At 49.2% G+C, this 2,660-nt stretch carries 4 protein-coding genes; all 4 read right to left on the reverse strand.

Annotated features, from left to right (window positions below; translation table 11 throughout):
• On the reverse strand, positions 1-1,925 hold a 1,925-nt coding region (locus tag H0Z19_RS11780; RefSeq protein WP_290726863.1), incomplete at its 3' end, for a phage tail tape measure protein.
• Positions 1,912-2,049 (reverse strand): hypothetical protein, encoded by a 138-nt coding sequence (locus tag H0Z19_RS11785; RefSeq protein WP_290726865.1) that lies wholly within the window; start codon positions 2,047-2,049, stop codon positions 1,912-1,914. The genes H0Z19_RS11785 and H0Z19_RS11780, both read right to left, overlap by 14 nt.
• An 86-nt stretch (positions 2,050-2,135) precedes the next feature.
• On the reverse strand, positions 2,136-2,405 hold the full coding sequence (locus H0Z19_RS11790; RefSeq protein WP_290726867.1) for a phage tail assembly protein: 270 nt from the start codon (positions 2,403-2,405) through the stop codon (positions 2,136-2,138).
• A gap of 69 nt (positions 2,406-2,474) precedes the next feature.
• Positions 2,475-2,660: hypothetical protein (locus H0Z19_RS11795; RefSeq protein WP_290726869.1), on the reverse strand; the 186-nt coding region annotated here is incomplete at its 5' end.

Here is a 2,660-nt window from a genome sequence, read left to right on the forward strand (position 1 = left end):
TCCTCGAAAACTTTCGACGGCGAGCTGATACCGAGCCAGCTCTTTATTGTGTTTACGGCCTCTTCAACCGGATTTGTGAGGGAGTCCTTAATAACAGTGAACAGGCTTGAAAGCCCAGCCTTAAATCCATCGACGATGGCCCAGCCCAGTTCAATCGCCTTGGCCTTCAATTGTCCGGGTAAGCCTGCGATAAAGGCTAAAATTTCATTGAATTTTTCTTTAACTGGTTCAGCGATACGGGAGAACCCGCTCTTAATACCCTCCCAAGCCTGCTGTCCGAGTTCTTTTATTTTGCTCACAATCTTGCTCACTGCTGAGGTTATAATGTCCCATACTTTTTGCAGTACTTCATAGAGCAGTTCGTAGATTTTCGTCCACATCTCTATCCACGTAGTAACAAAATCATAGAGTTTTTCCGCGACCCATTTCAGCGCGCTGATAACCTTATCTCTGAACCCGCCGATGTTGAAGACAAGAGCCACAATCGCAGCGATAAGCGCCCCAATCGCGACGACCGGAAGGCTAATCGCCCCTGCAAGTGCGGTAAGTGCTCCTCCAACTGTCGAGGCTATCCCAGAGAGACCTCCAAGCGCTCCTCCAACTGTCGATACTATGCCTGAAAGACCTCCTAATGCTCCTGTGACAGATGATATTACACTCCACAACCCGCTGAATACTTTAACCACACCGAGGATTGGCCCTGCCATCGCCGTAAGAGCGGTAAATACTCCGATGATTTTCCAGCCTTCCGGAGGGATTTTTGATAGTATATTAAGTACTAAAGTGAGTGCTGTAATTACACCATCCATCGCTTCGCCAATACCGTCCGCAAGTTCCTGCATTTTCTCCATCGTTTCTTCATTTTGTAGTACTTCCGATAACTTACCTGCAAATTCTTCAAGTTTCGGGGCAAGAGTTCCTCCGATTGTTATTGCAATATCGGTGAGAATTGATTTTATGCGGTTCATTTGCTCCCTGAAGCTCTCCATCTGTGTTTTAGCTACTTTGTCTGTGATACCGCCCGCGTTCTTTACCTCTTCCGTAAACTGCCTAAGAGCCGGCACTCCTTGGTCCATAAGGGCGAGGACTGCCGTTCCGGCCCTAACACCGAAAATCTGCATAATATCGGATGCAGATGCCCCACTTTCTTTTAGTTTCTGTAAAATGTCTGCGAGCGAATTAGTCTTGGGGTTAACATCCTCTACTGTAAGGCCGAGCTTTTCAAGCGTTTCTTTCGCCTCGTCGGTCGGGTCGAGGAGCTGAGCAATGACCTGACGTAGATAGGTACCTGCCTGACTCGCTTTTATGCCTGCGTTAGACAAAAGACCTACTGCAGCGCTCATCTCTTCGAGCGACCAGCCGACGGCGTGAGCGGAGGGAGCGAGGTATTTCATGGCCTCTCCGAGCTGTTGCAGGTTTGTATTGCTCTTTGTGACAGTCGCGATAAGTACGTCATTGATGTGGGTGAGGTCTTCAACAGACTGACCGAACGCAGTCATTATGTCCGTCGCTATATCTGTAGCCTCGGCCATATCGAGGGCGCCGGCCTTTGCTAATTTTGCCACTTCCGGCATGGCCTTTAGGGCTTCTGCTGCCGAAAGGCCCGCTGAGGCGAGGTAGTAGTATGAGCGTGCGGCCTCCTCGTGGCTGATAGCCAGCTCTTTCGCCACTTCCCTCGCCGTGTTAGCAAGCTTTTCTCGCATCGCTTCATCAACGTCGCCCATAATAGCGATACTTTTTTGTAGAGCATCATCAAAGCTGGCGAAAGCGTCTATTGATTTTTTAACCGCGAGTGCGCCGAGGGCAGAGCCGGCGACGAGGGCCGCCTTTTGAAGCCCCGATAGGCTATTAGTTATATTTGAAATCGCGTCTGTGGCCTGGTCTTTTACCGAAACGATAATCTTTAAAATCTCACTGTCTGGCATACCTCTCGCCTTCCACCTCGTTTAACACGCTGATTAAAACCGTCCATTCCTCCAGCTCATTATCCGGCACTTTTTCAAGTTCGCTGGGTAAGACGTGGAAATACTGGGCGAGCTTAAGCCGCATTAGCTTTCGCTTTAATAGCGTCGCTTCTTTCTCGCTCGCTAAAAAGAAATAAGGCTTATCTGTGAGGATTCGCTTAGCGAGGAGCTTTACTTTTTTTGCTCATCCTCGTTCATGCCGACGATGAAATTCCCGGCCTCTTCCGTGAGCTTACGGTAAACGCTGTTCGGGAGCTGTTTTATCTCTTCTTCGCTCAGCCCAAAGACCATCTTTATGAGCGCGACGTTCGCCTCAGGGATTTTTTCTCGTATTGGCTGCATATTGTCATCGAGGAACTCAACGATGAACCTATCCACCTCGTAGCCCGCAGGTTCGCGGGCGGTGAACTCGCGTCCGTTTATCGTGACCTTTTTCTCCATAAGCACCACCACCTTATTCTTAATATTTTATTATAATATATATGATATATGGGAAAAGATGAAAGGGTGTCAAGTCCGCGGGTAGGCGTCGATAGAGTTGGTCAGCTTCGCCTTTACGGCGCTCGTTCCGTCATCGAGGGCCAAGATTTCAACGTTCTCAATCAGGAGCTGGTTGGCTACGTCGGTCGGCTTTTCGCGGGAGGTGATGACTGCGTTCGGGAAAGTGAATTCGAGCGTGTATTTGTGTGAACTGCC

Origin of the sequence: Archaeoglobus sp., assembly GCF_017656475.1 — an archaeon.
GTDB lineage: Archaea > Halobacteriota > Archaeoglobi > Archaeoglobales > Archaeoglobaceae > Archaeoglobus.